32 protein-coding genes are annotated in these 26,036 nt (G+C 35.8%); 23 read left to right on the top strand and 9 right to left on the bottom strand.

The genetic code is table 11. The features are described 5' to 3' along the window. The first annotated feature begins 78 nt into the window (after positions 1 to 78). From pstC to IGJ04_RS02340, 8 genes are all read left to right on the top strand, one after another. The gene (pstC, locus tag IGJ04_RS02375) at positions 79 to 999 is read left to right on the top strand and encodes a phosphate ABC transporter permease subunit PstC (protein ID WP_002357299.1); all 921 of its coding nucleotides are present in this window, start codon (positions 79 to 81) and stop codon (positions 997 to 999) included. Further along, on the top strand, positions 999 to 1,883 hold the full coding sequence (gene pstA, locus IGJ04_RS02370) for a phosphate ABC transporter permease PstA (protein ID WP_002357300.1): 885 nt from the start codon (positions 999 to 1,001) through the stop codon (positions 1,881 to 1,883). The genes pstC and pstA overlap by 1 nt, the downstream gene beginning before the upstream one ends. A gap of 16 nt (positions 1,884 to 1,899) precedes the next feature. Further along, positions 1,900 to 2,709 carry a phosphate ABC transporter ATP-binding protein PstB gene (gene pstB, locus IGJ04_RS02365; RefSeq protein ID WP_002357302.1) on the top strand — a complete coding sequence of 270 codons (810 nt, stop codon included), beginning with the start codon at positions 1,900 to 1,902 and terminating at the stop codon, positions 2,707 to 2,709. A 10-nt stretch (positions 2,710 to 2,719) separates the two neighbouring features. Next, a complete protein-coding gene (pstB, locus tag IGJ04_RS02360) occupies positions 2,720 to 3,478 on the top strand; it encodes a phosphate ABC transporter ATP-binding protein PstB (protein WP_002357303.1) in 759 nt (252 codons plus the stop codon). Between the two features lie 14 nt (positions 3,479 to 3,492). Beyond that, entirely contained in the window at positions 3,493 to 4,170 is a 678-nt protein-coding gene (phoU, locus tag IGJ04_RS02355) for a phosphate signaling complex protein PhoU (protein ID WP_002357304.1), read from the top strand. 208 nt (positions 4,171 to 4,378) lie between these two features. Continuing rightward, positions 4,379 to 5,980, top strand: a complete 1,602-nt coding sequence (gene liaX, locus IGJ04_RS02350) for a daptomycin-sensing surface protein LiaX (RefSeq protein ID WP_002360155.1) — start codon at positions 4,379 to 4,381, stop codon at positions 5,978 to 5,980. 74 nt (positions 5,981 to 6,054) lie between these two features. Beyond that, entirely contained in the window at positions 6,055 to 6,378 is a 324-nt protein-coding gene (locus tag IGJ04_RS02345) for a PspC domain-containing protein (RefSeq protein ID WP_002357306.1), read from the top strand. Beyond that, a complete protein-coding gene (locus IGJ04_RS02340; RefSeq protein WP_002357307.1) occupies positions 6,378 to 6,734 on the top strand; it encodes a phage holin family protein in 357 nt (118 codons plus the stop codon). The genes IGJ04_RS02345 and IGJ04_RS02340 overlap by 1 nt, the downstream gene beginning before the upstream one ends. A 34-nt stretch (positions 6,735 to 6,768) precedes the next feature. Here the strand turns inward: IGJ04_RS02340 and IGJ04_RS02335 are convergent, their stop codons facing one another. Beyond that, a complete protein-coding gene (locus IGJ04_RS02335; protein WP_002357308.1) occupies positions 6,769 to 7,731 on the bottom strand; it encodes a GIY-YIG nuclease family protein in 963 nt (320 codons plus the stop codon). Positions 7,732 to 7,940: 209 nt separating this feature from the next. Here IGJ04_RS02335 and hprK point away from each other — a divergent pair, with 209 nt between their 5' ends. The 6 genes from hprK to IGJ04_RS02305 all read left to right on the top strand — a co-directional run bounded on the left by hprK (position 7,941) and on the right by IGJ04_RS02305 (position 12,938). After that, on the top strand, positions 7,941 to 8,876 hold the full coding sequence (gene hprK / locus IGJ04_RS02330) for an HPr(Ser) kinase/phosphatase (protein WP_002357309.1): 936 nt from the start codon (positions 7,941 to 7,943) through the stop codon (positions 8,874 to 8,876). Between the two features lie 17 nt (positions 8,877 to 8,893). Continuing rightward, positions 8,894 to 9,727, top strand: a complete 834-nt coding sequence (gene lgt / locus IGJ04_RS02325) for a prolipoprotein diacylglyceryl transferase (protein WP_002381830.1) — start codon at positions 8,894 to 8,896, stop codon at positions 9,725 to 9,727. 68 nt (positions 9,728 to 9,795) lie between these two features. Then, on the top strand, positions 9,796 to 10,818 hold the full coding sequence (locus IGJ04_RS02320; protein ID WP_002357312.1) for an NAD(P)H-dependent glycerol-3-phosphate dehydrogenase: 1,023 nt from the start codon (positions 9,796 to 9,798) through the stop codon (positions 10,816 to 10,818). A gap of 11 nt (positions 10,819 to 10,829) precedes the next feature. Continuing rightward, entirely contained in the window at positions 10,830 to 11,726 is an 897-nt protein-coding gene (gene galU, locus IGJ04_RS02315; RefSeq protein WP_002357314.1) for a UTP--glucose-1-phosphate uridylyltransferase GalU, read from the top strand. A gap of 177 nt (positions 11,727 to 11,903) precedes the next feature. Next, positions 11,904 to 12,335 (top strand): DUF948 domain-containing protein, encoded by a 432-nt coding sequence (locus IGJ04_RS02310; RefSeq protein ID WP_002364066.1) that lies wholly within the window; start codon positions 11,904 to 11,906, stop codon positions 12,333 to 12,335. 15 nt (positions 12,336 to 12,350) lie between these two features. After that, on the top strand, positions 12,351 to 12,938 hold the full coding sequence (locus IGJ04_RS02305) for a YtxH domain-containing protein (RefSeq protein ID WP_002381831.1): 588 nt from the start codon (positions 12,351 to 12,353) through the stop codon (positions 12,936 to 12,938). 120 nt (positions 12,939 to 13,058) lie between these two features. On the opposite strand, the gene IGJ04_RS02300 is transcribed toward IGJ04_RS02305, so the two are convergent. Beyond that, positions 13,059 to 14,162: an aminopeptidase P family protein gene (locus IGJ04_RS02300; protein ID WP_438839859.1), complete on the bottom strand. Its 1,104-nt coding sequence runs from the start codon at positions 14,160 to 14,162 to the stop codon at positions 13,059 to 13,061. A gap of 214 nt (positions 14,163 to 14,376) precedes the next feature. Between IGJ04_RS02300 and ccpA the strand changes: the two genes are divergently transcribed. Next, a complete protein-coding gene (gene ccpA / locus IGJ04_RS02295) occupies positions 14,377 to 15,378 on the top strand; it encodes a catabolite control protein A (protein WP_002357319.1) in 1,002 nt (333 codons plus the stop codon). Positions 15,379 to 15,482: 104 nt separating this feature from the next. Here the strand turns inward: ccpA and IGJ04_RS02290 are convergent, their stop codons facing one another. Beyond that, positions 15,483 to 17,888, bottom strand: coding sequence for a transglycosylase domain-containing protein (locus IGJ04_RS02290; protein ID WP_070415814.1), 2,406 nt, complete (start codon positions 17,886 to 17,888; stop codon positions 15,483 to 15,485). A 184-nt stretch (positions 17,889 to 18,072) separates the two neighbouring features. Here IGJ04_RS02290 and tyrS point away from each other — a divergent pair, with 184 nt between their 5' ends. Continuing rightward, positions 18,073 to 19,335 (top strand): tyrosine--tRNA ligase, encoded by a 1,263-nt coding sequence (gene tyrS / locus IGJ04_RS02285; protein ID WP_002357324.1) that lies wholly within the window; start codon positions 18,073 to 18,075, stop codon positions 19,333 to 19,335. Between the two features lie 65 nt (positions 19,336 to 19,400). Here the strand turns inward: tyrS and IGJ04_RS02280 are convergent, their stop codons facing one another. The 5 genes from IGJ04_RS02280 to IGJ04_RS02260 all read right to left on the bottom strand — a co-directional run bounded on the left by IGJ04_RS02280 (position 19,401) and on the right by IGJ04_RS02260 (position 22,943). Then, the gene (locus IGJ04_RS02280) at positions 19,401 to 20,534 is read right to left on the bottom strand and encodes a site-specific integrase (protein WP_202579563.1); all 1,134 of its coding nucleotides are present in this window, start codon (positions 20,532 to 20,534) and stop codon (positions 19,401 to 19,403) included. 17 nt (positions 20,535 to 20,551) lie between these two features. Beyond that, positions 20,552 to 20,869, bottom strand: a complete 318-nt coding sequence (locus IGJ04_RS02275) for a hypothetical protein (protein ID WP_438709756.1) — start codon at positions 20,867 to 20,869, stop codon at positions 20,552 to 20,554. Positions 20,870 to 20,936: 67 nt separating this feature from the next. Beyond that, positions 20,937 to 21,947: an LPXTG cell wall anchor domain-containing protein gene (locus IGJ04_RS02270; protein ID WP_070363885.1), complete on the bottom strand. Its 1,011-nt coding sequence runs from the start codon at positions 21,945 to 21,947 to the stop codon at positions 20,937 to 20,939. 43 nt (positions 21,948 to 21,990) lie between these two features. Next, positions 21,991 to 22,203: a hypothetical protein gene (locus IGJ04_RS02265; RefSeq protein WP_101732118.1), complete on the bottom strand. Its 213-nt coding sequence runs from the start codon at positions 22,201 to 22,203 to the stop codon at positions 21,991 to 21,993. Continuing rightward, positions 22,203 to 22,943 (bottom strand): helix-turn-helix domain-containing protein, encoded by a 741-nt coding sequence (locus IGJ04_RS02260; RefSeq protein ID WP_438839858.1) that lies wholly within the window; start codon positions 22,941 to 22,943, stop codon positions 22,203 to 22,205. The genes IGJ04_RS02265 and IGJ04_RS02260 overlap by 1 nt, the downstream gene beginning before the upstream one ends. A gap of 154 nt (positions 22,944 to 23,097) precedes the next feature. Between IGJ04_RS02260 and IGJ04_RS02255 the strand changes: the two genes are divergently transcribed. The 3 genes from IGJ04_RS02255 to IGJ04_RS02245 all read left to right on the top strand — a co-directional run bounded on the left by IGJ04_RS02255 (position 23,098) and on the right by IGJ04_RS02245 (position 24,138). Further along, entirely contained in the window at positions 23,098 to 23,325 is a 228-nt protein-coding gene (locus IGJ04_RS02255) for an XRE family transcriptional regulator (RefSeq protein ID WP_438839857.1), read from the top strand. 28 nt (positions 23,326 to 23,353) lie between these two features. Next, a complete protein-coding gene (locus IGJ04_RS02250; RefSeq protein WP_070363880.1) occupies positions 23,354 to 23,554 on the top strand; it encodes a hypothetical protein in 201 nt (66 codons plus the stop codon). Positions 23,555 to 23,859: 305 nt separating this feature from the next. Continuing rightward, positions 23,860 to 24,138, top strand: a complete 279-nt coding sequence (locus tag IGJ04_RS02245) for a hypothetical protein (protein WP_263307712.1) — start codon at positions 23,860 to 23,862, stop codon at positions 24,136 to 24,138. Here the strand turns inward: IGJ04_RS02245 and IGJ04_RS02240 are convergent. Then, positions 24,135 to 24,365: a DUF2188 domain-containing protein gene (locus tag IGJ04_RS02240; RefSeq protein WP_101732120.1), complete on the bottom strand. Its 231-nt coding sequence runs from the start codon at positions 24,363 to 24,365 to the stop codon at positions 24,135 to 24,137. The genes IGJ04_RS02245 and IGJ04_RS02240 overlap by 4 nt on opposite strands. Before the next feature lie 207 nt (positions 24,366 to 24,572). On the opposite strand from IGJ04_RS02240, the gene IGJ04_RS02235 reads away from it, so the two are divergent. From IGJ04_RS02235 to IGJ04_RS02220, 4 genes are all read left to right on the top strand, one after another. Beyond that, on the top strand, positions 24,573 to 24,929 hold the full coding sequence (locus IGJ04_RS02235; RefSeq protein ID WP_438839856.1) for a hypothetical protein: 357 nt from the start codon (positions 24,573 to 24,575) through the stop codon (positions 24,927 to 24,929). A gap of 79 nt (positions 24,930 to 25,008) precedes the next feature. Beyond that, positions 25,009 to 25,302, top strand: a complete 294-nt coding sequence (locus IGJ04_RS02230; protein WP_438839855.1) for a hypothetical protein — start codon at positions 25,009 to 25,011, stop codon at positions 25,300 to 25,302. Positions 25,303 to 25,516: 214 nt separating this feature from the next. Next, complete coding sequence (locus tag IGJ04_RS02225; RefSeq protein WP_438839854.1) at positions 25,517 to 25,645, top strand: hypothetical protein; 129 nt, start codon at positions 25,517 to 25,519, stop codon at positions 25,643 to 25,645. Positions 25,646 to 25,703: 58 nt separating this feature from the next. Continuing rightward, positions 25,704 to 26,021, top strand: a complete 318-nt coding sequence (locus tag IGJ04_RS02220) for a DUF771 domain-containing protein (RefSeq protein WP_438839853.1) — start codon at positions 25,704 to 25,706, stop codon at positions 26,019 to 26,021. The last annotated feature ends 15 nt before the right edge of the window (positions 26,022 to 26,036 follow it).

The raw sequence follows: 26,036 nt of genomic DNA, 5'->3' as shown, positions 1-26,036 counted from the left end.
TTATTAAAAACAAATTGATGTAAAAAAGGTACACTATTTTTATCTGTAAAAGTTGGATTGTTTGAGGAGGAAATATTCTTGGAAGATGTACAGAAAAAATTATTAACAAAATCGAAAAGAGCCAAGATGGAGCAACGAGGGAAATTTATTAGTTTCCTATGTATTGCCTTAATTGTAGCAGTGGTTGTTTCAATTTTCTATTTTGTTGCAAGTAAAGGACTTGCTACATTCTTTAAAGATAAGATTAACGTGTTTGATTTCTTATTTGGAACAAACTGGAACCCAAGTGATATCGGCGCAGACGGTAAACCCATGGTTGGGGCTTTACCAATGATTGCGGGTTCCTTTATTGTAACGTTTTTGTCAGCGATTGTTGCGACGCCATTTGCGATTGGAGCGGCTGTTTTTATGACAGAAATTTCACCTAAAAAAGGAGCGAAATTTTTACAACCAGTTATTGAATTACTTGTAGGGATTCCCTCTGTTGTTTATGGATTTATTGGTTTATCTGTCATTGTTCCTTTTGTCCGTTCAATCTTTGGCGGAACTGGCTTCGGTATTTTAGCTGGTACGTTTGTGCTATTTGTCATGATTTTACCAACGGTTACTACGATGACCGTAGATGCATTAAAAGCTGTGCCTCGACATTATCGTGAAGCGTCGTTGGCGCTTGGTGCTACGCGTTGGCAAACGATTTATAAAGTTGTCTTGCGGGCAGCTGTGCCTGGTATTTTAACTGCGGTTGTCTTTGGTATGGCTCGTGCGTTTGGTGAAGCCTTAGCAATCCAAATGGTAATCGGAAATGCAGCTGTGATGCCAACTAGTTTGACAACACCAGCTTCGACACTAACAAGTATTTTGACAATGGGGATTGGGAATACAATTATGGGAACAGTTGAAAACAACGTTCTTTGGTCTTTAGCCTTGATTCTATTGTTGATGTCTTTACTATTCAACATTGTTATCCGAATTATCGGTAAGAGAGGAGCCTTAAAATAATGAATGCAAAAAAAGCAGATAAAATCGCAACAGGTATCTTATATGCCGTATCTGGCGTCATTGTTTTAATTTTGGCGGCCTTACTGATTTACATTTTAGCTAGAGGAATTCCTCATATTTCGTGGGAATTTTTAACACAACCATCCAGAGCCTATCAAGTTGGTGGTGGGATTGGTATTCAGCTTTTCAACTCACTATATTTACTATTGATTACAATGATTATTAGTATTCCAATTTCATTGGGTGCTGGAATTTACTTATCGGAATATGCGAAAAAGAATTGGTTAACTGATTTAATTCGTACCTCGATTGAAATTTTAAGTTCATTGCCTTCCGTTGTTGTCGGGCTGTTCGGCTTCTTGATTTTCGTTGTACAAATCGGATATGGCTTTTCAATCTTATCAGGTGCGTTAGCATTAACATTTTTTAACTTACCATTATTGACTAGAAATGTTGAGGAATCTTTGAAAGCCATTCATTATACACAGCGTGAAGCGGGGTTAGCCTTAGGTCTTTCACGTTGGGAAACAGTTAAAAAAGTTATTTTGCCAGAAGCGTTACCAGGAATTTTGACAGGTGTTATTTTGAGTTCTGGTCGGATTTTCGGTGAAGCCGCTGCGCTAATTTATACAGCAGGACAAAGCGCACCTGCCTTAGATTTCAGTAATTGGAATCCATTGAGCGTTTCAAGTCCAATTAGTATTTTCCGTCAAGCGGAAACGTTGGCTGTGCATATTTGGAAAATTAATACCGAAGGAACGATGCCAGATGGCGCTGCGGTCTCAGCAGGTGCCTCCGCTGTGTTAATTTTAGTAGTTTTACTTTTCAATTTCGGCGCTCGCTTTATCGGCAACCGTCTTTATAAGAGAATGACATCAGCTTAATGTTAGGGGAATTAGCATGAAAGAATACAATTTAAATGATACCCATTTACTTCAACTAGATAGCCAAAAAGACCCGATTGCGTTACACACGGAAGACTTACATGTCTTTTACGGGGACAATGAGGCTATCAAAGGTGTTGATTTGCAATTTGAAAAGAACAAAATAACCGCCTTAATTGGACCTTCTGGTTGCGGTAAATCCACGTATTTACGTTCGCTAAATCGTATGAACGATGGCATTGCCAATTCACGTGTTACTGGAAAAATCATGTATAAAGATGTCGATGTCAATACGAAAGAAGTTGACGTCTACGAAATGAGAAAACGCATTGGCATGGTTTTTCAGCGGCCCAATCCATTTAGTAAATCTATCTATGAAAATATCACATTCGCATTGAAACAGCATGGTGAAAAGGATAAGAAAAAATTAGATGAAATCGTTGAAACAAGTTTGAAGCAAGCCGCACTTTGGGATCAAGTGAAAGATAACTTAAACAAAAGCGCCTTAGCTCTGTCTGGTGGGCAACAACAACGTTTGTGTATCGCTCGGGCAATTGCGATGAAACCAGATATTTTATTGTTAGATGAACCGGCAAGCGCGTTAGATCCGATTTCAACAGGAACGGTTGAAGAAACGTTAGTGAATTTAAAAGATGATTACACGATCATCATTGTGACACATAACATGCAACAAGCGGCGCGGATTAGTGACTATACAGCTTTCTTCTATATGGGCAAAGTCATTGAATACGACCATACAAGAAAAATCTTTACACGACCAAAAATTCAAGCAACGGAAGACTACGTTTCAGGACATTTTGGTTAGGAGGAGCAAGATGGGCAAAGAAATTATTTCATCAAAAGATTTACATTTATATTACGGGAAAAAAGAAGCATTGAAAGGCATTGATTTAACTTTTAATCAAGGAGAATTAACTGCCATGATTGGTCCTTCTGGTTGCGGGAAATCAACGTATTTACGTTGCTTGAATCGTATGAATGATTTAATTCCAGATGTAACTATTACTGGAAGTGTTGTCTATAAAGGAAAAGATATTTATGGACCGAAAACAGATAACGTTGAATTACGTAAAGAAATTGGGATGGTTTTCCAACAACCTAATCCATTTCCATTTTCGGTTTATGAAAATGTGATTTATGGCTTGCGCCTAAAAGGAGTCAAAGACAAGCAAGTCTTAGATGAAGCAGTTGAAACCAGTTTGAAAGCAGCTGCCGTTTGGGAGGATGTCAAAGATAAACTTCACAAAAGTGCACTTTCACTTTCTGGTGGACAACAACAGCGGGTTTGTATCGCTCGTGTTTTAGCTGTGGAACCAGATATTATTTTATTAGATGAACCAACTAGCGCCTTGGACCCAGTTTCTAGTGGTAAAATTGAAAACATGCTGTTAACATTAAAAGAGAAATATACCATGATTATGGTGACACATAATATGTCACAAGCATCACGGATCTCTGATAAAACGGCCTTCTTTTTACAAGGTGATTTAATTGAATTTAATGACACGAAAAAAGTATTTTTAAATCCAAAAGAAAAACAAACAGAAGATTACATTTCTGGTAAATTTGGTTAAAAGGGGGAAAAAGAATGTTACGGACACAATTTGAAGAAGAACTATTGAATCTGCACAATCAATTTTATGAAATGGGTATGATGGTTAGTAGTGCCGTCCATAAATCTGTTAAGGCATATATTAATCATGATAAAAAATTGGCTCAAGAAGTGATTGATCGCGATATTGAAATTAATGATATGGAAGTCAAACTTGAGAAAAAGAGTTTTGAAATGATTGCATTACAACAACCAGTGACAACAGACTTACGTATGATTATTACTGTTATGAAAGCTAGTTCGGATTTAGAAAGAATGGCGGACCATGCCGTTTCAATTGCTAAATCAACGATTCGCTTAAAAGGAGAAACACGTATTCCTGAAATCGAAAAAGAAATTTCAGATATGTCTGATTATGTGAAAAAAATGGTGGATAATGTTTTAATCGCCTATGTTAAAACGGATCAAAAAGATGCACGAATGATTGCACAAATGGATGATCGTACTAATGAATATTTCGATAGTATTTACAAACATGCCGTAGAAGCAATGAAAGCTAATCCAGAAACGGTCATTAGCGGAACTGATTATCTACATGTGGCACAATACTTGGAAAGAATTGGCGACTATGTCACAAATATTTGTGAGTGGATTGTTTACTTGGCAACTGGTAAAATTACCGAATTGAATAGTAATCGTGACGAACAATTTTAAGAAAAACAAATAAAAAAACTAGGAGACGGCCTTTTTTAGACCAATTCCTAGTTTTTTTAGCATAAAATGAACTGATTTTATAAAACTAGTCCTTACTAATGAGAAGAAATCGTTCTTAAGTCCTATGACAAATGATCAAAAACAAGGCATAATAATGCATGTAAGGAAAACACTATTGAGTGAAAAATTTGCTAAGGAGGCAATATCCATGAAAGAAAGAGAACGCGTATTAGAATTAGTGAAAAAAGGTATTCTAACGTCAGAAGAAGCGTTAATTTTATTAGAAAATATGGCAACTGAAAAAGATGAAAAACAAATCGAAAAAGCTGCTGAAAAAGTTGATACACAAAATATTGGAACAACAAATAAAGAAGATCAAGTCGCAGATTTAATGGATGCATTAGAAAAAGGCGAATCAGAAGGACCTACTGTTGATTCGTTTGAAGAAAATACACAGGACAGTGCAGAAAAAGATCGTGAAAACTTAGAAAGAATTCTTGATGAGTTAGCAACAAAAGCCAATCGTGCTTCGGCTGAATTGGACGAAGTCAACGCAGAAATTGCCGGCATCAAAGAAGAAATTAAAGAAGTCGCAGAAGAAATTGGAACATTAGATACAAAAGAAGAATTAGATGCATTAACAGAAGATGAACAAGTTCAACGAAAAGACTTGCACGTTTTACTTGCACAATTAGAAGAAAAATTAGCGACTCAAAGTACTGAAAAAACAGCACTGGAAGAAGAACTAAAAAACATTCGTAAAGAACAATGGAAAGGTCAATGGAATGATACAAAAGAAAAAGTTTCTTCTCAATTCTCTGAAGAGTGGAAAGATCAAGCCACAGACACCTTTAACCAAGTCGGCGGCAAAGTTGCCGAAGTTGGCGGCCAAGTGGGAGAATTCTTGAAAAAAACATTTAATTCTTTCAGTGATACCATGAATGATAATGTGGAATGGAAAGACATTAAAATGAAAGTTCCTGGTGTGGCAACAACTAAGTTTGAACATGAGTTTAACTATCCAAATCCACAAGCAAGTTTAATTGATGTCAAGGTAGCAAATGGTACCGTGGTTTTCAAAACTTGGGATCAAGAAGATGTGAAAGTCGAAGCAAAAATCAAATTATATGGTAAAATGGCAGGAGATTCACCAATGGAAGCTTTCTTAGAACGAAGTGACATTGATGTGGATGATGAAACGATTTCTTTCCAAGTGCCAAACAAACGGGTGAAAGCAGATTTAACGTTCTATTTACCAAAACGCACTTACGATCATGTATCTGTTAAATTATTAAACGGAAATGTCTTAGTAGAAGAGTTAACAGCGAAAGATGTTTACACAAAATCAACGAATGGGACGATTACGTTTAAAAAAATTGATGCAACTATGTTAGAAATTGAAGGCGTGAATGGTGAAATTAAAGTCCTAGAAGGAACGATTTTAGATAACATTATTGAAACAGTCAATGGTGATGTGTCTATTTCCGCGGCACCAGAAAGTCTAAGTGTTTCTCTGATTAATGGAGATATCCGCATTACAGCTAAAGAAAAAACGCTTCGCCGTGTTGAAGCAAGCTCTGCAAATGGGAATATCAAGTTGGCCTTGCCAAATGACTTAGGCGTTGAAGGGCAAGTGAAAACGAATTTAGGTAGTATTAACAGCCGTTTAACAGATATTGAAGTTGTTCGTGAAAAGAAAGATCGCGGCAATCAACAATTACATTTTAGACGTGTACTGGAAGAATCAATGGCTCAAATTAATGCTTCTACAACAACGGGAAGTATTTTCCTAAAAGATACGGATAAATAATTAATAATTTTAAGCTAGATGGGCTGACGAATCAGCCTTTCTAGTGTAAAATTTAGTAGACGAGGTGAAAACATATGAAAAGAAAACTAACAAAATCTCCGAATAACGTGGTTTTAACAGGAAGCTTAGCTGGGATTGCTGATTGGCTAGGAATTGACCCAACAATTATTCGTGTCGTTTATGTCTTGCTCAGCTTTTTCTCAGCAGGATTTCCAGGCATTCTCTTATACATTGCCTTAGCAGTTTTGATCCCTTCTGGAAGAACAGGAAGCGATCGCGGCTACGGCCATCAAAATCCTTATAATAGAAATGTTCGCAATGAAAATCCTTATGCTGCCAATAAAAAGCAACGTAAAGAAGCGGAAAAAATTGATGATGACGAATGGAGTGACTTTTAATGACATATTTTCAGCGATTGGTTGTTAATACACTGACATTCATTTCTTTATCAGTTGTTTTTCCTGGCATGATTCATGTGAGAGGCATAATGCCTGCAATTATTGCCGCCTTTGTTCTCTCAATCCTAAATATGTTGGTGAAACCAGTCTTAACAATCTTGTCGCTCCCATTTACTTTATTAACGTTTGGTCTATTTAGCTTTGTTGTCAATGCAGCGATTTTACAAATGACCTCGTTTTTTGTGGGGGAAATGAACTTTGGCTTCTCAAGTTTTTGGGCAGCGGTGCTAATGGCTGTAATTATGTCAATTGTCAATACGATCGTTACGGATCACAATTTATCTAAATATGAATAAAAAAGCCTGAAGAACGTAGCATAAAATGCGTTCTTCAGGCTTTTTCGATGGTTAAATTTTCTAGGTGACATTCTGGATGACGGCTGATATAGCCATATAAAATGTTTAAAAAATCAACTTGTTGCTTCGAGTAATGCTCAATTGTTTTCGGTGATTTTTTGGGCATGATTTTTTTTGCTAGTTCAAGCGGTGAATATTTTTGAAACGTTTGTTTAGTTACAACACGTGTTGCTACCACCAAGCCTTGGTAAATTAAATAGTATTTGATTTTTTTCTGACAAGGTAACCACATCAGTTGCCAATCTCGTTGGTTAGCTTGACTAATTCGTTGATTTTGGTTTGCAAAGCGCGTCAGAAAGAGCCAATCTTCTTTGAGTTTTGCCGCTTTTTCGAAGGCTTGTTTTTCAGCAGCTTCTTGCATTTGTTGAGCAATTCGTTTGATTGGTTCTCGTCCTTGATTATGGAAAAAGTCGAACAATTCTTGTTGAAATAGTTCGGTCGGAATGGCACTCTCTTTTTGAAAGGTTTGATGCCAATAGTTGGTTGGGACGAGATCGTAGATACTATCCAAAATTATTTTTAAACGGTTTAATTTTCGACGAATCGAATAAGGACCAAAACAGTTCTTTTTAGTGGGAATATTTAAGAGTTTAATCTCTAATTGCCGCTCATTAACGGCTACCGATACATAAGAATATTGTTCATAAGCATTCATTTGGCGATTGTAACGCGGTCGATACTGTTGAATCAGTTGACATTCTAGGAGGAGTGCATCCAATTCTGTGTCAGTATGGAGAACATCGAAGTCTATAATTTGTTTGACTAAACGCATCGTCTTTCGAGAATGTTGATTACTATTAATAAAATAGCTCGACACGCGATTTTTTAATTTTTTGGCTTTACCCACATAAATAATTGTGTCGGTTGCGTCTTTCATTAAATAAACACCCGGTGTTAACGGTAATTGATGGGCTTTTTCCTTTAAATATTCTTTCATAAGTTTCCTCTTTTCTTAAAAGGATCGGCTTCAAGTATACAAAGTTTTCTGAAATAGTCAAGTAACAGAAATAGCATAGGTAATTTCACTGAAAAATAGTTTCATTTTTTTGAAATATGATAATTCTAGGAATTATCTAGTGAATAGCTAGAAACTTGTATTTTTAAATGATAAAATATAACAAGTAGCAGAAAGGACTGACATTCGATATGACAGAAGTGGTAAAGATTTATCAACTGGTAGAAAATCTTTCTTTAGAAGTAGTATACGGAGATGAAGAAAGCTTAAATAGAACAATTAAAACTGGTGAAATTTCCCGGCCAGGTTTAGAATTAACTGGGTATTTTAATTATTATTCCCATGACCGTTTACAATTATTTGGGAGCAAAGAAATTACCTTTGCGGAACGAATGATGCCTGAAGAGCGTTTATTAGTGATGCGCCGTTTATGTGCGAAAGATACTCCAGCCTTTATAGTATCCAGAGGACTAGAAATCCCCGAAGAATTAATTACAGCAGCAAAAGAAAATGGGGTTTCTGTATTACGTTCACCGATTTCAACTTCCCGTTTACTAGGGGAACTATCCAGTTATTTAGATGGCCGTTTAGCTGTTCGGACAAGTGTCCATGGGGTTTTAGTTGATGTTTATGGACTTGGTGTTTTGATTCAAGGAGATAGCGGTATTGGTAAAAGTGAAACAGCTTTAGAGCTTATTAAACGTGGACATCGGCTAATCGCAGACGATCGTGTCGATGTTTATCAGCAAGATGAATTAACCGTGGTTGGAGAGCCACCAAAAATTTTGCAGCATTTAATTGAAATTCGTGGTATCGGAATTATTGACGTTATGAACCTGTTTGGAGCTAGTGCGGTCCGCGGCTTTATGCAAGTTCAATTGGTCGTTTATTTAGAGGCATGGGAAAAAGACAAGAAATATGATCGTCTTGGTAGTGATGATGCAATGGTTGAAATAGCTAACGTTGATGTCCCTCAGATTCGTATTCCTGTTAAGACCGGCCGAAATGTGGCCATTATTATTGAAGTGGCAGCAATGAACTTCCGCGCGAAAACAATGGGCTATGATGCAACAAAAACGTTCGAAGAGCGCTTAACCCGTTTGATTGAAGAAAATTCAGGAGAATAGAAGGAGAAGATGTGATGATGTTAGCTCAAGTAAATTCAATTGCATTTCGCCTTTTCGGTATTCCCGTCTATTGGTATGCAATTATTATTGTTTCAGGGATTGCTTTAGCTGTTTGGCTAAGTAGTCGTGAAGCCGTTCGTGTTGGTTTAAAAGAAGATGATGTCTTTGACTTTATGCTCTGGGGATTACCTGCAGCAATTGTTGGCGCGCGCTTGTATTACGTCGCTTTTCAATGGCAAGACTATGTAGACAATCCGATTGAAATTTTCTTTACTCGAAATGGTGGCTTAGCGATTTATGGTGGTCTTATTGGTGGGGGACTGGCGCTGTTTTTCTTTACGCGTCATCGTTTCATTTCTACATGGACTTTTTTAGATATTGCTGCACCAAGTGTGATTTTAGCGCAAGCAATTGGTCGCTGGGGCAACTTTATGAATCATGAAGCCTATGGGCCAGCGACCACCAGACAATTTTTAGAAAATCTCCATTTACCAACGTTTATCATTGATAACATGAATATCAACGGAACGTATCATCAGCCAACATTTTTATATGAATCTGTCTGGAATGTTTTAGGCTTTATCGTTTTAGTGTTATTACGCAAAAAGCCACACTTTTTAAAAGAAGGCGAAGTCTTTTTAGGTTATATAATATGGTATTCTTTCGGCCGCTTCTTCATCGAAGGGTTACGGATGGACAGTTTGTATGCGTTTAGTAATATTCGTGTCTCACAATTGTTGTCTTTAGTGATGTTCGTGGCAGCAATTGTTATTGTGATCGTTCGTAGAAGAAATCCCAATTTGAAATTTTACAATCGGGAGAAACAAAAGAAAAAAATAACAACTTCTTAATCCAACTTGATCGAAGAATATGGTAAACTAGAGAAGCAACGTTGTTTAGCGAAAGGAGAGTTTCACCGATGAAACAAAAAGTCGCTGTTTTAGGACCAGGTTCCTGGGGGACAGCTTTAGCTCAAGTATTAGCCGAAAATGGACACGAGGTCTGTATTTGGGGAAATAAACCAGAGCAAATCGATGAAATAAATACAAAACATACCAACAAACATTATTTACCAGAATTAATCTTACCTACTTCAATTCAGGCAACCACTGATTTAGCCACTGCTTTAGTAGATGTTGATGCGGTACTGTTTGTGGTACCAACTAAAGCCATTCGTTCAGTAGCACAAGAAGTGGCCCAACATTTAAAAACAAAACCAATTATTATTCATGCAAGTAAAGGGCTCGAACAAGGTACACATAAGCGGATTTCAGAAGTGATAGCGGAAGAGATTCCAGCAGAAAAACGGCAAGGGATTGTGGTTTTATCTGGTCCAAGCCATGCAGAAGAAGTCGCTGTTCATGATATTACAACCATTACAGCAGCAAGCGAAAATTTAGCAGACGCTGTGTATGTGCAAGAGTTGTTTATGAATGATTACTTTAGAATTTATACGAATGATGATGTGATTGGTGTAGAAACAGGGGCGGCCTTAAAAAATATTATTGCTTTGGGCGCCGGAGCGATTCATGGCTTAGGCTTTGGTGATAATGCCAAAGCGGCAATTATGACTCGTGGTTTAGCAGAAATTAGTCGTTTAGGGGTTGCGATGGGAGCAAACCCATTAACATTTATTGGTTTAAGTGGTGTTGGGGATTTAATTGTTACTTGTACAAGTGTCCATTCTCGAAATTGGCGTGCGGGTAATTTATTAGGAAAAGGCCATAAGTTAGATGAAGTCTTAGAAAACATGGGCATGATTGTGGAAGGTGTTTCAACAACTAAAGCAGCCTATGAATTGGCACAACAACTAGAAGTCGAAATGCCAATCACAGAAACAATCTACAATGTCTTGTACAATGACGAAGATGTACAACAAGCAGCAAAAGAAATCATGTTGCGCGATGGCAAAACCGAAAACGAATTTACACTTGATTTTTAGGAGGAAAAAAGATGAAAGTTAAAAAGGCAGTTATTCCAGCAGCTGGGTTAGGAACACGTTTCTTGCCGGCTACTAAAGCGATGGCAAAAGAAATGTTACCGATTGTTGATAAACCAACGATTCAATTTATTGTAGAAGAAGCACTAGCTTCAGGAATCGAAGATATTTTAATTGTGACAGGCAAAGCCAAACGTCCGATTGAAGATCATTTCGATTCAAATGTTGAATTAGAAAATAATTTAAAAGAAAAAAATAAAACCGATTTATTGAAATTAGTCGAAGAAACAACGGATGTTAATTTACATTTTATTCGTCAATCCCATCCGAAAGGCTTAGGTCACGCTGTTTTACAAGCGAAAGCATTTGTTGGCAATGAACCTTTTGTCGTGATGTTAGGCGACGATTTAATGGAAGATAAAGTGCCATTAACGAAACAATTAATGGATGATTACGAACAAACACATGCTTCGACAATTGCGGTAATGAAAGTACCCCATGAAGATACTTCAAAATATGGTATTATCAATCCAGAAAAAGAAATCGAAAAAGGACTATACAATGTCGAGAACTTTGTTGAAAAACCAAAACCTGAGGAAGCACCAAGTGATTTAGCGATTATCGGCCGTTATTTATTAACCCCTGAAATTTTTGATGTACTTGAAAATCAAAAACCAGGCGCTGGTAACGAAATTCAGTTAACAGATGCGATTGACACTTTAAATAAAACACAACGCGTTTTTGCTCGTGAGTTTAAAGGAGAACGTTACGACGTTGGCGATAAATTTGGGTTTATGAAAACAAGCATTGAATATGGTTTGACTCATCCAGAAGTAAAAGATAATTTACGAGAATACATTATTAATTTAGGTGCTCAATTAGCGAAAAAAGAGCAACCAAAAGAAAAATAAATAAAAATAAGCGTAAAATTTCAATTCGTTAGAAGGAAATTTTACGCTTATTTTCTTAAAGAAAAGGGCATGAGAATTTTATAAAATAAATTGTCATTCTTAGCTTTATGAGTTGTGAAAAATATAAGTTGGTGTTATCCTAAGATTATAAATAAAATTTCAGAGGGGAGTAATGATATGTCAGGTGGGGAAATTGCTGCCTTAATTGCAGCGGTAGCATTTGTTGTTTTAGTCATCTTTTTAGTACTTGTGTTATATAAAGTTTCTCAAGTTGTTTCAAAAATTGAAGATACAATTGATGAAACAAATACAACAATCAAAGTCGTGACTAGCGATGTGAATGTATTGAGTCGCCAAGTGGAAGGCTTGCTTGTTAAAAGCAATGAACTATTGACAGATGTGAATCAAAAAGTGGCAACGATTGATCCGTTGTTTACGGCCGTTGCTGATTTAAGCGAAAGTGTCTCTGAATTGAACACCTCAAGTAAACATTTGATTACAAAGGTAGGAACCGTAGGGAAAAGCACAGCGAAAGCTGGTTTAGTGAGTAAAGTAGGCGGTTCTGCTTTTAGAGCAATGCGTTCAAAAAATAAAAAAACAAATAACTAATTGGAGGAGATTTTTATGGCTAAAAAAGGCGGATTTTTCTTAGGAGCAGTAATTGGTGGAACAGCAGCAGCCGTTGCCGCATTATTACTTGCACCAAAATCAGGTAAAGAATTACGTGATGATTTATCAAATCAAACAGATGATTTAAAAAACAAAGCGCAAGATTACACAGATTATGCTGTTCAAAAAGGAACAGAATTAACAGAAATCGCAAAACAAAAAGCCGGCGTTTTATCAGATCAAGCCTCTGATTTGGCAGGTTCTGTCAAAGAAAAAACAAAAGATTCATTGGATAAAGCACAAGGTGTTTCTGGCGACATGCTTGATAACTTTAAAAAACAAACAGGTGATTTATCTGATCAATTTAAAAAAGCAGCTGACGATGCTCAAGATCACGCAGAAGATTTAGGTGAAATTGCCGAAGATGCAGCAGAAGATATCTATATTGACGTTAAAGATTCTGCGGCAGCGGCCAAAGAAACTGTTTCTGCTGGTGTCGATGAAGCAAAAGAAACCACCAAAGATGTTCCTGAAAAAGCTGCAGAAGCAAAAGAAGATGTTAAAGATGCAGCGAAAGATGTAAAAAAAGAATTTAAAGGGTAACAAGCGTTTAGCTTATGAAAGTTAGCAACGGATCGTGTTGCTTTTGTTCAGCGGCTTACCTTAAAATTTAGAAATGAGGCCATCAGTCCGGTTGACTGATGGCCTCATTTTATTTTTATGCTATTCAATAATTTGCAATTCTTTGGTTGTCTTAGTGAATGGTTCGGAGCCTGTTTTCGTTACGTGTAAACAATCTTCAATACGAACGCCTACTTTTCCAGGAATGTAAATACCGGGCTCAATAGAGAAACACATACCTTCTTCAATGACTAAATCATTGCCATGAACCAGCGATGGGTATTCATGGACAGTGGTTCCAATGCCATGACCTAAGCGATGGTTAAAGTATTCACCATAACCAGCTTTTGTGATTACACCTCGAGCAATATCATCTAATTCGCCTGCTGTAACACCAGGTTTCACCGCTTCAGTTGCTGCTAATTGTGCTTCTAAAACAATTCCATAAATTTCTTTTTGGAAATCAGAAGGTTCCAAGTAGCTGACTGTTCGTGTGGCATCACTACAATAGCCATTATGAACGACACCTAAATCAAATAGCACTAAGTCATGGGGCTCAATTTTTGTTTCGCCAGGTACCCCGTGAGGACTAGCTCCGTTTTTTCCTGTTAAGACTAACGTATCAAAACTCATCGAGCGAATACCTTGACGTTTTAATTGATACTCGATTTCTGCAACAATTTCTTGTTCCGCAACGCCTGCTTGAATTGCTTTGAAGCCAATCTCAAAAGCGACATCAGCCCAACTACCAGCTTCTAGTAAACGTTGAATTTCAGGTTCTGTTTTAATTAATTGAAGTTTTTCAATTAAAGGCGTAACATCATGCGAAAAATCGCTAGCTGGGAAATAGGTTTTCAATTGATCGAAACGAGCTAAAGAAAGAGCTTGTTTTTCTAAAGCAAGGCGTGGTGTGCCTTGTGTCCGTTTATTTAATAAAGCCGCAATTTTTTCCCAAGGATTTTCGCTATCTAAATAACCATAAACGGGATAAGTCCAACTACTATTTTCGGCATCTTCGACTTCTAATGCAGGTGTAAATAAAAATGATTGATCGTCCGCAGCGATAAACAAAGCTAACACGCGCTCATGAGGTTCGCTTTCGTAACCGGAAAAGTAAGCGATATGACCAGGATCACTAATATAAGTGAAGTCAATCTTTTCTTGGTGCATCCAATTTTTTAAATCGGCAATTTTTTCTTGATTCATAAAACATCCTTCTTTCTTTTATTCTGAAGTGAATCACAGTACTATCATAACATGAAATGACAAAAAGTTCCTTTTGAAATGGAAAGTAAATTTTCATGAAAAAACGATAAAACGGTTGCAAAAATAGAAGAATTTTGATATTCTAGGCTAGGAAAGAAATGTAAACAGTGTTTTCAGAAAATGAGAACAAATTCATATTTATAGGAGAAGAAACATGGAAAAACAAACAATTACAATTTATGATGTTGCTAGAGAGGCAAATGTATCTATGGCTACTGTTTCTCGTGTTGTCAATGGTAATCCCAATGTAAAACCAGCAACGCGTAAAAAAGTCTTAGAAGTGATTGATCGCTTAGATTACCGTCCTAACGCAGTCGCACGTGGTTTAGCAAGTAAAAAAACGACAACAGTGGGTGTCATTATTCCAGATGTTAGTAATGCATTTTTTGCTTCATTAGCACGTGGCATTGACGACGTGGCTACAATGTATAAATATAATATCATTTTAGCTAATTCAGATGGAGACGATCAAAAAGAAGTTACTGTATTAAACAATTTACTTGCCAAGCAAGTAGATGGGATTATCTTTATGGGTCATCGCATTACAGATGATATTCGTGGTGAATTTTCACGTTCAAAAACACCTGTTGTCTTAGCAGGTTCAATTGATCCAGACGAACAAGTTGGTAGCGTTAATATTGATTACACAGAAGCAACGAAAGATGCAACAGCGACTTTAGCGAAAAATGGGAACAAAAAAATTGCTTTTGTTAGTGGTGCATTAATCGATCCAATTAATGGTCAAAACCGAATGAAAGGCTACAAAGAAGCCTTAGCGGAAAATGGCTTGTCTTATAATGAAGGCTTAGTTTTTGAATCTGAATATAAATTTAAAGCAGGTATTAATTTGGCTGAGCGTGTCCGTAACAGTGGAGCAACAGCTGCCTTTGTTACAGATGATGAGCTAGCGATTGGTTTATTAGATGGGATGCTAGATGCTGGTGTGAAAGTTCCAGAAGAATTTGAAATCATTACAAGCAATAACTCATTGCTTACAGAAGTCTCTCGTCCACGTCTATCAAGTATTACACAACCTTTATATGATATCGGTGCCGTGTCAATGCGCTTATTAACAAAACTAATGAACAAAGAAGAAATTGAAGAAAAAACAGTTGTTTTACCTTATGGAATTGATCAAAAAGGTTCAACAAAATAAATTGAATTAAACGGCTAAACAAAGAGCGGTAACTCTTAGTTTAGCCTTTTTTTGATACTTAAAAATGAGCCAGAAAACGTATTTTTCTGGCTCATTTTAGCGAGTTAATTATCATTCTTTTTATTATCGTTGTTTTTATTGTTGTTATTATTTGTAGTGGCTCGTGGAGCAAGATTTCCCCAGTAAGAAGCGTAATTGCTGTCTGTTCCACCGATCCCAAATTTATAGGTACTTTGTGGTGCACCATCTTTGGCATAGTATGAAGTCGTTGTTTTGCCAGGTGTATTGAACTTAGCACCATTATAGGTAATTGAGCCAGGTTTTTCACCAGTAAATTCAGAAACTTTTGATTTAATGACACTTGGGTCTAATTCAAATTTTTGACCAATGCCAAACAATTCTGGATTCGCATAGTACAGCGCATTAGCTAAGTTCGCCATATAATTCCCGTTATTGTCGCCGCTGGTTGTCGTCATTGGCGCTGGTAGATCATGTCCCGTCCAAGAACTTAGTGTCACAGTTGGAGTAGAGACAATCAGCCATGAATCTTTAAACTCATCAGTTGTCCCAGTTTTTCCGACCCAATCAGCACTAGCTAGATGAGGATTCAAGCCAGCTAACGTTGGTTTGAATTTTGTCGTATTCGCAGAATCCACCACTGAACGCAACAAGTCATTCATAATAGAAGCGGTCGCCGGTGAATAAACTTGCGTTCCTTCATCTTTGTGTTCGTAGACCACATGTCCGCTATTGTCTGTAATTTTTTCAATCATGTAGGCTTTTTGATATTTCCCTTTGTTAGCAAGCGCTTGGAAACCGTTTGTTTGAGTTACAACATTTGTTTCTACTGGACCCAATGGCGCAGATTCGTAAGCCCAAGCATCTGAAGCTGGATAGTTCATTTTACTTAAGTAGTGATTGTAAGAAAAATTATCATCACCCATTTTTTTCCTTAGCTCATTATTAACATGAACGACAGGGATATTGAAAGACCAATTCAAGGCATTCCGAACAGTCACGAATTGATTTAAATCCACAGTTGTTGAGTTAACAAATTCACGACCATCAGCATAAGTCGTTGGGTAGTTGGCCAGACGACTTTCAGAACCAATGAGTCCTTGATCAATCGCAGGGCCATAGACAGAAATTGGTTTAATCGTAGAACCAACTTGACGATCGGCATTAAAGGCATGGTTGTTTTGATTAATATCGAAGTTTCTGCCGCCGATAAAACCGAGGATACGACCAGTAGCGTTATCCATTAAAATATTCCCAGTTTCAATCATTGTATTCCCATTGACATCTGCAGTTCCATCATCAAGCAAATAACCATAATTTGCGACAGCGGTTTGCATCGTGTTATAAATGTTCTGATCAATGGTCGATTGGATTGTATAGCCTTGCGACTGGATTTCGCGACGTGCTTGTTCTTCATATTGATCTAAACCAACTTGATCTAAATCATCACGATTAACTTTAGCTTTTTTCATATCTAAATCCATGACAATCTCAACTGCTTTATCTAACACCGTATAGTATAGATAGCCTTCTGTATTGACATTGGCCTGTTCAGTTGGTAAAAAGTCTTTTTTCAAGTCGTAAGCTTTGGCTTCTTCATATTCCTTTTGCGAAATAGCTTTTTCTCGGTACATACTGAAAAGAACAAAATCTTTTCTCTTCATTCCTAAAGACAAATCGTCTTTCAAGGCACCAGTGTTAGTATAGGGCGTGTAAACAATGGGACTTTGGGGAAGTCCTGCGATAAAGGCCGCTTGAGGAAGATTCAAGTCCTTGGCACTTTTACCAAAGAGTCCTTTGGCTGCTTCTTCCACGCCTGCAATATTTTCACCTTTGTTATTACGACCAAAAGGGGAGACATTTAGATAAGTTGTCACGATTTCGTCCTTAGAAAAGTATTTTTCAATACGTAAAGCTAATAAAATTTCGTTGGCTTTCCGTTTAAAAGTCGTTTCGTCAGTTAAAATCTGTTGCTTGACCAATTGCTGAGTCAATGTTGAACCACCAGAAGAACCGCCGATACCTGTCGCATCAGAAATCAACGCTCGAACTAGCGCTTTTGGTACTACCCCATGATGTTCTTCAAAATATTCATCTTCTGTTGAAATAATGGCTTTTTTTAGCAATGGAGACATTTGATCGCCATTAATTCGTGTCCGAATTAAATCTGATTTGATGTTAGCAATCGGAGTACCATCTGCGTAAGTCATTTTTGACACTTCGGTAATATCACTGATTTCTTTTTGCAATTCTTCCTTCGTTGGGGGCTGTGTATCTTCAACTAGAAAAGCAAAATAGCCCATTCCGATACCTAAGCCAAGAGAGCCACCTAAGACAATCAGAATAACCCCAAAAACCACTAATGACTGAAAAACGCGAATAATGACATTTAAAATAAGTAAAAAGACATTGCCGCCAGAAGAGGTCGTTGGTTTTTGCTTATTGTTACTTGAATTATTTTTCAAAAGCTTCACCTCAATAAAATGATACATTCTGTGTTATTATAGCAAAAAAAAGCTTCTATGAATAGTTTCTACACCAATTGCCATTTTTTGTTGAAAAAACTTAAGAGAAAATAGGGAAATCTCATTTTTTGACTTTTCAAGTGTGACAGAATCGGTTACTATGAATAGGGGAATTTGATCTATTATTATGTTTTACTATAGGAGGAAAATCATGAATTCAGCTTTTTTTGAAGAATTAAAAGCCCGTGGGTTGGTCTACCAAGTCACAGATGAAGAAGCCTTACAAAAACAATTAAATGAAGAATCTGTTAAATTATATATCGGCTTTGATCCAACGGCAGACAGTTTACACATCGGGCATCTACTGCCAATTCTTATGTTACGTCGTTTCCAACAAAATGGCCATGTGCCCATTGCTTTAGTTGGTGGCGGAACTGGCATGATTGGTGATCCATCATTCAAAGATGCAGAACGTAGTTTAAACACACTTGATACAGTGAAAGCTTGGTCTGAAAGTATTAAAGGCCAGTTGTCACGTTTTATCGATTTTGAAGATGAAAAAAATCCAGCGATTCTAGCAAATAACTATGATTGGCTTGGAGAGCTTTCGTTAATTGATTTCTTACGTGATGTGGGAAAAAACTTTACAATTAACTATATGATGAGTAAAGAAAGCGTGAAACGCCGAATCGAAACAGGAATTTCTTATACTGAATTTGCGTATCAATTATTACAAGCGTATGATTTCTTGAAATTGTACGAAACAGAAGGTTGTTTATTGCAATTAGGCGGCAGTGATCAATGGGGAAACATTACTTCAGGGATTGAATTATTACGCCGAGAACAAGAAGTTCAAGGATTTGGCTTAACTATGCCTTTAATTACAAAAGCAGATGGTACCAAATTTGGTAAAACAGAAGGAAACGCAGTTTGGTTAGATGCGGAAAAAACTTCGCCATATGAATTTTATCAATTCTGGATTAACACAGATGATCGTGATGTCGTGAAATTCTTGAAATATTTTACTTTCTTAACATTGGATGAAATTGCAACAATTGAAGAAGAATTTACAGCGAACCCAGGTCAACGTGCTGCGCAAAAAGCATTAGCCAAAGAAGTGACTACTTTAGTCCACGGTGAAGCAGCCTATCATCAAGCGGTTAAAATTTCAGAAGCTTTATTCAGCGGGGATATCCAAAGCTTAACAGCAGAAGAAATTAAACAAGGCTTTAAAGATGTACCAACGTACGAGGTGCAACCAGAGGATCAATTAAGTTTAGTCGACTTATTAGTTACCTCAAAAATAGAACCATCCAAACGTCAAGCCCGTGAAGATGTACAAAATGGAGCGATTTACGTCAATGGAGAACGTCGACAAGATTTAGCAGCTGAATTGACAGAAACTGATAAAATCGAAGGACAATTTACTGTGATTCGTCGCGGTAAGAAAAAATATTTCTTGTTAAAATACTAAAATAGGGTGTAATGCTTTGTATATATGGATTTCTAAAACATTGAATACCAATTTGAATACCATATTTAGAAATTAGCATAATTAGATAATTTCTCGATTGCATTTCTTTCGGAGGACTTGGTTACATGAGTGTAAATATCCATAGTGGTGTTTACATTGGTGTGACCAAGTCTTTTTTGAACGTCTTTAATTGTAGCCCCAGATTCAAATAATAACGAAGCGTGAGTATGACGAAATGAATGAGGCGATAAAGCAGTTTGCAAATTTGAAGATAGTAGATGATTAATGTGTTCTAAATAATGTACAGTATTATTCTTTTTATGAAACACTAGTTGTTCACTATCCTTTTTTATTCTTAAACCATATTTTAGAAGTTCTTGTTTTTGTTGTTTTTTCCAAAAGCTTAATTCAGATACCGTTGTTTGATCAAGTCCGATAGTACGTTTTGATGCTTTGGTTTTAGGTTCTGAAATAATATATTTTTTTCCAATTCTGGTTAATGTTTTATTCACAGTTAACTGTTTTTGTGAAATATTAATATCATCCCAAGTTAAAGCATACAATTCGCCTTTTCGTAAGCCAGTAAAAGCTAGTACTCGAAACATTAGGTAGTCTTGAAAAGATAACTTGCTTTTTGCTTCTTCTAAAAACTGTTTTAACTCTGTAAGTTCTAAGAATTGTTTTTTGTCAGATTCGTTTGATTGATTTTTTTTAGGCATCACGACATATTGCATTGGATTCATTTCAATAATATCTTGAGAAACAGCATAGTCTAACATCTTTTGAGTAATTGATTTAAGTAAATGGAAAGCAGAGTATTCTTTACTCCACTTGTTAACGACTTTTTGGCACATCAATTTAGTTATTTTATTTATTCTAGTATTCCCAAATTCTGGCAGTATATGAAGTCGAAACATACGCTCTGTGTGACCTGCTGTGATGGGTTTAACTGTATTTACATATTGAGCATACCAAAGCTCGTAAACGTCTTTAAATGTGCTGTAATTTTGTTTTACAAAGCCTTTTGTGTCTACTTCCAATTCTAAACGAGAAAGAGCAAGTTTTGCTTCTTTTTGAGTTTTAAAGCCACGCCTAGTTGTACGCTTAGATTTTCCCGTTAATGGATCAACGCCTAAATATGCATTGAACATATAGGCAGTTGAACCATCTTTCTTTGTATATTTTTTTATTGTAGCCATATTTATGAACTCCTTTTTTACTCAAATTCAAGTTCCGCAACACTTTCTTCGAAATAGTTTAAAACATTATGCTCATCAATAAACTCTAACCATTGTTTACGCCAATAATCTTCGAGCGGACATTTAGGTACATGAGGACTAATTTGGTTATACAAATTGCTAACAGTAGTTTCCCACATGTTGTTTACTTCATGTTCTAATTTAATTAGATTCCAGCGTTTGTCTTTTGGACGTTTTTGATTTTTTTCATTTTGATAATCAATTGCTTTTTCTAAAAAGATATTTTTTGCTCTACAATTTTCTTCTAAATATTTTTTGAATTCATCTAGGTACATAGTTTTCTTCCTTTCTCGAATGTATGTTCTTATGTTTTTTTAAAGAAAAGCCCGAAGGCTTTTCTTGTTATCCAATTTTTTTAATTAATATAAAAGCACTAGATACTAAAAGGAAAAATAATCCAACAATAGGTAAAGTATGATTGCCTTTTTCTCCAGTTTTTGGCAAAGTAGCTTTAGATGCTGAATTTGGCATTGTTTTAGCTTCTTTTTGTGACAATGTGTTTACATTAGATATTTCATTTTGAACAGGTACATTATTTGCTGTTGAATTAACGGTTACAGAATTTTCAGTGTTTTCTGTTGAAAGTGATGATGCAGGATTACCAATAGTTACTGTTGTTTGTATTGTTGTTTCGGGATTGTTTTTATCAGTAAATGAAACATTATATTGCCCTGGCAATGAACAATTAATTACTTCGATATTTTTATTAGCATTTCCTTGTGCAAGAGTTAAGCCAAGTTTTTGGGCTTGCGAAATTGTCATTAACTGAATATTATTTAAATTTGCTGTTCCAAGTAATGCATCAAGATCAGTATGATAAACTTTTGAATTTTGTTGCCCGTTTTTAGAAACATATGCATAGTTACTTGTTATAACAATATCTAAATTTGATTTATCTCCATATGTGTAACTAACTAAGCTTAATAAATCATTTTTTGTAAGTTTTACGCCATTTTCAACATTGTATTGACCGTTTTTAGCAGTCAAAAAAGGCTTTGGTACAGCGCTAGGTTTTTCTGTTGGTTCTGGAGTTGGGACAGTAGTTGGTTTTGTCGAGCTACTAGTACTTGAACTGTCAACGGAACTTGAAGATTGGGATTCAGTTGATGTTCTTGAACTATCGATAGTAGTACTATGCTCTGATTCTGCTTGAGTTGAAGAACTTGAACTAGTGTCAGTTTCAACGCTAGAGGATGTAGTGCTACTAGCTAAATCATTCGTTGTAGTAAAGGTACTATCTGTTGTAGCAATATTAGAATTTGTAGTCGAGCTGCTAGTCGTTTCCCCATATACAGTTTGCGATGAATAAATAAGTGATAAAAGAACAACAGATGATAATAAAATTTTTTTCATATAAAAATTCCTCATTTCTAAAAAATATTTATATAAAAACCACCTAGCCAAATTGGTCAGGTGGTTCTTTTTCGTTAACATAAAACCACTTTCCAAAGTTTCTGATTAGTCGTTTTTTAGTTATATTTATTTTTTTCTGTTTGTCTCTTGTTTTCCATAAGATAACAGAGATGTTAGTAATCAAAACTAGTAAAACAATAAGAATATAAGGGGCTATTTTAAAAAATAGTATTAAATATTCTAAAAATTTTTCCATTACATAACCACTTTTCCAACGATTCTGAATTCATCATTTTCAGTAATGATAATGTCTTTGTATTTTTTATTGAATGATTCCAATCTAATATTGTTATTTTCAAACCAGATTCGCTTTAAAAACGATTCACCATTCACAATAACAACGCCGATGTTACCGCTAAAAATCTCTGACTGCCGTTTTACAAAAACGTAATCGTTATCATGGAAGATAGGTTCCATAGAATCGCCATTAACACTTAAACAAAAATCAGCTTCATCTGGTATCTGTTCAATAGGTAACTCTATTTCTTCACAAGTCTCATCTGTTAAAAATTCGCCTGTTCCTGCAGACACAGCCCCATACCATTTTGTAGTCCCATAAATTATGTCTTCTTCTTTTCTCTTTCTAAATTGTTCTAAAGAAGTGATAGGGTTATTTTCTCGTTTAATTTCTTGTTTTTGTTCTCTTAGTTGAGACGCTGCAAAATCATAAACTTTTTGTTGGCGAGGTGGAGAGAGCTGATTAAAAACAGATACTATAGAAAAATTACTTTTATTTTCAGTCCAACCCATTAATTCTTCAGGGGTTGTTTTCAAAACCTCTGCTATTATTCGTAAACTTTCAGTTGGTAGTTTTTCTATTTCTCCTTTTTCATATCTGAAAATGGTTGATCTTGAAACACCTAAAGCTGATGCAATTTCGTCTGCACTTATTTTCAATTGTTTTCTTCTAAGTTTCATTTTTTCTCCTATAGTCATTTTATCACCTCCTGTTATTATTATATAAAGATAGTTGCAAATTTGCAACAAAAACAATCGCGAAAATGCAACTTTTTTATTGACCTTTTTAGAATAGTGTTGTATATTTAAAACACAAAGTCGCATAAATGCGATTAGGAAGGAGGAATCATTAATGATAAATGTTGCTAAATTAAAAGGTTTAATTGTAGAACGCGGAACTACTCAACAAGCAGTTGCCGATTCAATTGGTATTAACAGGAGTACATTTTATAGAAAAATGAAAAATGGTGGAGAATTTACTATAGCGGAAGCTAAAAAAATTAAGGAAGAGATACCGCTAACAGATGATGAAGCAATAGAAATTTTTTTTGGCAAAAAAGTCGCGTTTATGCAACATTAACCGTCAACCAGCATAGGAGGTGAGAGAGATGATAAAAATTAATAGAAGTAATTCAAAAAGTGGAAGTAATTATGATGCTAATAGTATTGAAGAAGCTCAAAAAATCGTGAGTGAACTGATAGATAAAGATACAGTTACAATCACGATTAAACAAAAAGAGTGTGAAGAAGGAGAACCTGTGACAGCTAACGGCGATAAATTTTCTGACGTAAATAATCACTATCGCTAGAAGTAAACAGACCTTCGTAGTTCGAGGTCAATCCGCCAATAAACAGTCGGTCTTGTTTGGTGATTACCTGAAAAAACGAATCTCTGATTTGTATAATTGTTTTGTTTGACAAGATTATCCATACGTTAGGCTGTATCTGAATAAAGTCTTTTGAAACACTCTGAATAATGGATTGAAGCGAATTAGCGTTTGAAGCTCTTTCTAATTCAACAGAAACAATATATTTTTCCATATATATTTCACCTCCTTGGGCTAATTTTATCAAGAGGTGGGAATCAAAACAACCAGCATAGGAGGTGAGAAGGATGGATAAAAATCAACAAGAAGCAAAAGAAACTAGAAACATATTTGAAGGACGTAGCTTCAAATATCCACCAGTCTCAAAGGAAGAGTACATTAAAGCATATGAAGAATATGTTAAGCGATGTTCAGAAAAGCATTTAAATGTAACAACTCTTGAAGAATATACGAAAATTGCTGTTGAAACAGATGAAGAAAACCCGAAAACAATCGCAGTTATCACTGCTGATGATATTGAACCATGCGAAGGTTTTCGAGTTCGAATGACTCCTAGATACGATTAATGTTCTTTATCACGTGGAGGTATAGGATCGTTTCCAAAACTATCCTTTGATTGTATTTGTCCATTCTTTTTTTGGACAATAAATTCAGATTGCTGTTTTTTAGAAATCTTTTTACCATACTCAATTGCATCTGATTTTTTATCAAAAACTTTTGTATCTTTGGAATTTCCTTCACCATGAACAGCCCATTTACCATTTCTAGGAGATACCCATTGATTTTTACCCATACAAATCACCACCTTTCGAAAATATTTTATCAAGAGGTGGATATTGAAACAACCAGCATAGGAGGTGAGAGGGATGGAAGGGTCAATACGTATGATAAATAATCAAATAATTATTGAGTCAGGAACAGGAATTTTACTTTTTGATAAACATGGCTTTAGCTATGAAGTTAAAAAGGGATAAGTTCTATTAGGAGGTATTCAGAGAATGTGAGGCAAGAAATTGACTTTCTAACAGAACAACTAGACAGCGAAATAAAAGAAGTATCTGAACAAATTATTGATTGCCAAAAATCTGCATTGGAACTTCAAGAAAAATATCAACGTCTAGTTGCAAAACGTGAATATATATTGCTGAACGAAGAAATATATGTAGCTAGTAAAAAAACTAGTTTTACCAAAAAAGAATTACAAAAGAAATTCAAGTTGGGTGATGACACATTTAACATGATCAAAAAAATAGGTCGTTTAGAAGAAATTGACAAAAGAGGTAACGCAAAGATTTATGATTTAGAACAATTTATGCAAGCAAGAGAAGAGTACAAATTGTGGAAGTCGAAAAGGTAATACCATATCAGAAAATAAAAGGACTGAGAAAAATGGACAACTTAGTAATTATGAAAAACCAATGGGAGGGAAGAAAAGGATGGAAATTAAAATTGCAGGCTATGTAGTTTCTGTAGAAGAAAGCAAAACGATCTTAGCTAATGAGGGAAGAATAGGTGAATACTCACCATTCGAGCAGAAGATCAAGGTAGATTCATCTTTATCTAAACAACAAAGAAATGAGACCGTAATTCATGAAATTCTTGAAGCGATCAACGATATTTATGAATTAGGTCTCGAACATGATGAACAGCTTTGTAAATTGTCAGTGGCTCTTCATCAAATTACAGTAGATAATCCTGAACTGCTTAATGCTTTGAATTCTTGTGATTAGCTAATATTTTACCGGCATTTGATTTTCTTGAAGCTGATTTACTAGTAGCAAGAGTTTTGCCTGCTTGTTTAACTTTTGTAGAAGGTTTGCAACTTTTGGATTTAGCCATGAGATTCACCACCTTATCAGTTATTTCAGTGGGCTTCTCACTGATAAGGAAATTTTATCAAAAGGAATGAATAAAAATCAACCAGCATAGGAGGTGTAGGTAAAAATGGAAGAAGCGATTATCAAAGTTGACTTACAAAACCTAATGAAGTTGATCAAACAAGCAAAGGAGCAAGCTGACCAACTTCAAAAAACTTTAGATGAGATAAATAAAACTAAAATCATAATTTCTTAGCTGCCATTCTGACCCAGTAGAGGTGAAAAGCAAGACAACCAGTTTAGGAGGTGTAGCCATGTTTTCGCAACCCGAAGTGCCAGTACAGGTTAACGTACAAGTGGATAATCAATATCTTGATAAACATCTAAAAGAATATGTTGAACAATATTGTGAAACTTTTTTACGGCCTGAATGGTACACAATGTCAGATATGGAAAAAATCACTCGTCATAAACGGGCGTGGATTATGCAAAACATTGTTGATGATCCGTATGTAAAAAAGAATAAGCTAGCTAAAAAAGAAAGTGATAGCGTAAATGCGCAATGGCTGTTTGATGCTGAACGCATTAGACCGTTTTTAAAACGATTATATATCGAATTGCCTGATTATTAAATTTTTTAAGGAGGA

Source organism: Enterococcus sp. AZ050 (genome assembly GCF_051715085.1).
Classification (GTDB): Bacteria; Bacillota; Bacilli; order Lactobacillales; family Enterococcaceae; genus Enterococcus; species Enterococcus faecalis.
This window is presented reverse-complemented; position numbering and strand designations above follow the sequence as displayed.

Excerpts from the sequence above, each read along its gene's own strand:
- phoU (WP_002357304.1), top strand. The coding sequence starts at position 3,493 with ATGTTACGGACACAATTTGAAGAAGAACTATTGAATCTGCACAATCAA.
- pstB (WP_002357302.1), top strand. The coding sequence starts at position 1,900 with ATGAAAGAATACAATTTAAATGATACCCATTTACTTCAACTAGATAGC.
- IGJ04_RS02220 (WP_438839853.1), top strand. The coding sequence starts at position 25,704 with ATGTTTTCGCAACCCGAAGTGCCAGTACAGGTTAACGTACAAGTGGAT.
- galU (WP_002357314.1), top strand. The coding sequence starts at position 10,830 with ATGAAAGTTAAAAAGGCAGTTATTCCAGCAGCTGGGTTAGGAACACGT.
- pstA (WP_002357300.1), top strand. The coding sequence starts at position 999 with ATGAATGCAAAAAAAGCAGATAAAATCGCAACAGGTATCTTATATGCC.
- IGJ04_RS02250 (WP_070363880.1), top strand. The coding sequence starts at position 23,354 with ATGATAAAAATTAATAGAAGTAATTCAAAAAGTGGAAGTAATTATGAT.
- IGJ04_RS02225 (WP_438839854.1), top strand. The coding sequence starts at position 25,517 with ATGGAAGAAGCGATTATCAAAGTTGACTTACAAAACCTAATGAAGTTG.
- IGJ04_RS02300 (WP_438839859.1), bottom strand. The coding sequence starts at position 14,162 with ATGAATCAAGAAAAAATTGCCGATTTAAAAAATTGGATGCACCAAGAA.
- IGJ04_RS02270 (WP_070363885.1), bottom strand. The coding sequence starts at position 21,947 with ATGAAAAAAATTTTATTATCATCTGTTGTTCTTTTATCACTTATTTAT.
- tyrS (WP_002357324.1), top strand. The coding sequence starts at position 18,073 with ATGAATTCAGCTTTTTTTGAAGAATTAAAAGCCCGTGGGTTGGTCTAC.
- IGJ04_RS02310 (WP_002364066.1), top strand. The coding sequence starts at position 11,904 with ATGTCAGGTGGGGAAATTGCTGCCTTAATTGCAGCGGTAGCATTTGTT.
- IGJ04_RS02275 (WP_438709756.1), bottom strand. The coding sequence starts at position 20,869 with ATGTACCTAGATGAATTCAAAAAATATTTAGAAGAAAATTGTAGAGCA.
- IGJ04_RS02335 (WP_002357308.1), bottom strand. The coding sequence starts at position 7,731 with ATGAAAGAATATTTAAAGGAAAAAGCCCATCAATTACCGTTAACACCG.
- pstB (WP_002357303.1), top strand. The coding sequence starts at position 2,720 with ATGGGCAAAGAAATTATTTCATCAAAAGATTTACATTTATATTACGGG.
- liaX (WP_002360155.1), top strand. The coding sequence starts at position 4,379 with ATGAAAGAAAGAGAACGCGTATTAGAATTAGTGAAAAAAGGTATTCTA.
- IGJ04_RS02245 (WP_263307712.1), top strand. The coding sequence starts at position 23,860 with ATGGATAAAAATCAACAAGAAGCAAAAGAAACTAGAAACATATTTGAA.
- lgt (WP_002381830.1), top strand. The coding sequence starts at position 8,894 with ATGTTAGCTCAAGTAAATTCAATTGCATTTCGCCTTTTCGGTATTCCC.
- IGJ04_RS02280 (WP_202579563.1), bottom strand. The coding sequence starts at position 20,534 with ATGGCTACAATAAAAAAATATACAAAGAAAGATGGTTCAACTGCCTAT.
- IGJ04_RS02255 (WP_438839857.1), top strand. The coding sequence starts at position 23,098 with ATGATAAATGTTGCTAAATTAAAAGGTTTAATTGTAGAACGCGGAACT.
- IGJ04_RS02340 (WP_002357307.1), top strand. The coding sequence starts at position 6,378 with ATGACATATTTTCAGCGATTGGTTGTTAATACACTGACATTCATTTCT.
- ccpA (WP_002357319.1), top strand. The coding sequence starts at position 14,377 with ATGGAAAAACAAACAATTACAATTTATGATGTTGCTAGAGAGGCAAAT.
- IGJ04_RS02345 (WP_002357306.1), top strand. The coding sequence starts at position 6,055 with ATGAAAAGAAAACTAACAAAATCTCCGAATAACGTGGTTTTAACAGGA.
- IGJ04_RS02265 (WP_101732118.1), bottom strand. The coding sequence starts at position 22,203 with ATGGAAAAATTTTTAGAATATTTAATACTATTTTTTAAAATAGCCCCT.
- hprK (WP_002357309.1), top strand. The coding sequence starts at position 7,941 with ATGACAGAAGTGGTAAAGATTTATCAACTGGTAGAAAATCTTTCTTTA.
- IGJ04_RS02260 (WP_438839858.1), bottom strand. The coding sequence starts at position 22,943 with ATGACTATAGGAGAAAAAATGAAACTTAGAAGAAAACAATTGAAAATA.
- IGJ04_RS02305 (WP_002381831.1), top strand. The coding sequence starts at position 12,351 with ATGGCTAAAAAAGGCGGATTTTTCTTAGGAGCAGTAATTGGTGGAACA.
- IGJ04_RS02240 (WP_101732120.1), bottom strand. The coding sequence starts at position 24,365 with ATGGGTAAAAATCAATGGGTATCTCCTAGAAATGGTAAATGGGCTGTT.
- IGJ04_RS02290 (WP_070415814.1), bottom strand. The coding sequence starts at position 17,888 with ATGTATCATTTTATTGAGGTGAAGCTTTTGAAAAATAATTCAAGTAAC.
- IGJ04_RS02320 (WP_002357312.1), top strand. The coding sequence starts at position 9,796 with ATGAAACAAAAAGTCGCTGTTTTAGGACCAGGTTCCTGGGGGACAGCT.
- IGJ04_RS02230 (WP_438839855.1), top strand. The coding sequence starts at position 25,009 with ATGGAAATTAAAATTGCAGGCTATGTAGTTTCTGTAGAAGAAAGCAAA.